Origin of the sequence: Bacillus cereus group sp. BfR-BA-01382 (assembly GCF_022663475.1) — a bacterium.
GTDB classification, from domain to species: domain Bacteria; phylum Bacillota; class Bacilli; order Bacillales; family Bacillaceae_G; genus Bacillus_A; species Bacillus_A thuringiensis_S.
The window spans coordinates 1-2,106 of the sequence record NZ_JAKUFQ010000222.1; the positions used below are offsets into that span (position 1 = coordinate 1).

Below are 2,106 nucleotides of genomic sequence, written 5' to 3' on the forward strand. Positions count from 1 at the left end.
AAAATCGTTGATATAAATTTCATGTACCGTAATTAAGTTAAAATCATTAATACGGTTTTACTTATCAAAACGAAATTCTAATACATTTTTAACCCAGAAAGATGACTTCACCATTTTTACGTGTAATAATAGTAACGTTACATATATTGTGAAAGAAGTACAAAAGGAGCGTTACAATGAATTTAGCTAAATTCCCGAGAAAAAAATATACAGAATCATATACACCAATTGAAAAGTTAAACAACTTTTCTGAAGCACTTGGTGGCCCGACTATTTATTTTAAACGAGATGATTTACTTGGTTTAACAGCTGGTGGCAATAAGACGAGAAAATTAGAATTTTTAGTTGCAGATGCACAGGAAAATGGTGCAGATACGTTAATTACAGCTGGTGGTATTCAGTCAAACCATTGCCGTCTAACACTGGCAGCTGCGGTAAAAGAAAAAATGAAATGTATCCTTGTATTAGAAGAAGGGCTTGAACCAGAAGAGAAGCCAGACTTTAACGGAAACTATTTCTTATATCACTTATTAGGTGCTGAAAATGTCATTGTTGTACCAAACGGAGCAGACCTGATGGAAGAAATGCATAAAGTAGCAAAAGAAGTAAGTGAAAAAGGTAATACACCATATGTCATACCAGTTGGTGGATCAAATCCTACTGGTGCAATGGGATACGTTGCTTGTGCGCAAGAAATTATGGCACAATCATTTGACCAAGGAATTGATTTCAGTACAGTCGTTTGCGTAAGCGGTAGCGCTGGTATGCACGCTGGTTTAATTACTGGTTTTGCTGGAACACAAAGCCACATTCCTGTAATTGGAATCAACGTAAGTAGAGGAAAAGCTGAGCAAGAAGAGAAAGTAGCAAAACTTGTAGATGAAACTTCAGCACACGTTGGTATTCCAAACTTTATCCCGCGTGACGCTGTTACGTGCTTTGATGAATATGTAGGGACAGGATATGCGTTACCAACGCCGGAAATGGTAGAGGCAGTTCAGTTACTTGCGAAAACAGAAGGTATTTTACTTGATCCAGTGTATACAGGTAAAGCGGTAGCGGGATTAATCGACTTAATTAAAAAAGGTACATTTAATAAAGAAGACAACATTTTATTCGTACATTCAGGTGGTTCACCAGCTTTATATGCGAATACGTCTTTATTTGCGTAAGTGTAAAAGCATTGGGTATCCAATGCTTTTTTGTTATATACTGGAATTGTTGAGAGGTAGGAGGATGATATGAATTCAAATTTAAAATGGATTATATACAGTACTCGGCATTTCTATTCTATTAATCTTATTTGCGGCTTATGGGGTGTATTCTTATTTTGCATTTTAAAAGCGTAATGGAAGTGAACCATAATGTAATGTATGTTATAGTTTGATATGTTAATTACTTACAATAATTTCTACAAGGAGAATACATAATGAGAGCAAAGAAACTAGTAACGTTAGCAGTTCCATTTATGCTGTTAGTCGGATGCGAGGCAGGAGATAAAGATTCTACTCATAAGACTGAGCAAACTAGTAAAGCAATAACGAAAACAGTACTTTCCGAACAACAGTATCCGTACTACATATGTGAGCAAGTGGTAGAGTTCCAATTTAAGAAGGATGAACTATTACTAAACTTAGGAGAATCCTTAAAGGACAAAGAAAAAGCAAAAGCTGTTTTAAAAACATCAAACGAGATAGATAAAATTTTAGACAATATGGAACACATAAAAGTACCTGATACATACAAAGACATTCACAAATCCATACAAGAAGGGGTAACAGAGGCAAGAAAAGCAACGAAGTTAATTAAGGATGCTGGTAAAGAAGATAAACAGAAGGTTCAAGAAGCTACAATGAAAGGTACTGAATTTTTATCAGGTGTAGACGGAGAGCATTGGAAAAAAGCAATTTATGAGTTATCGCAGGAAAACAAAGATGCTTATAGTAAGGCACTTGATAAGAAAGTAAAGGAGCACTCAAAGTAAAACAGTAACTTGTAACAATACATATCCACCTAAAATTTCCGCGAATGCTATGCTAGGAAGTTAGGTGGGAGATTACTGTCCTTAAATGTGGTTGATTAAAGCTACAGCCACATTCTCCTGTT

Annotated in this window: 2 protein-coding genes; both read left to right on the forward strand. The window is 35.5% G+C overall.

The annotated features are described in order from the left end of the window. The first annotated feature begins 176 nt into the window (after nt 1-176). Complete coding sequence (gene cuyA / locus MR160_RS33475; RefSeq protein ID WP_001046612.1) at nt 177-1,172, forward strand: D-cysteate sulfo-lyase; 996 nt, start codon at nt 177-179, stop codon at nt 1,170-1,172. Nucleotides 1,173-1,429: 257 nt separating this feature from the next. Next, nucleotides 1,430-1,984 (forward strand): hypothetical protein, encoded by a 555-nt coding sequence (locus MR160_RS33480; RefSeq protein WP_001201794.1) that lies wholly within the window; start codon nt 1,430-1,432, stop codon nt 1,982-1,984. The last annotated feature ends 122 nt before the right edge of the window (nt 1,985-2,106 follow it).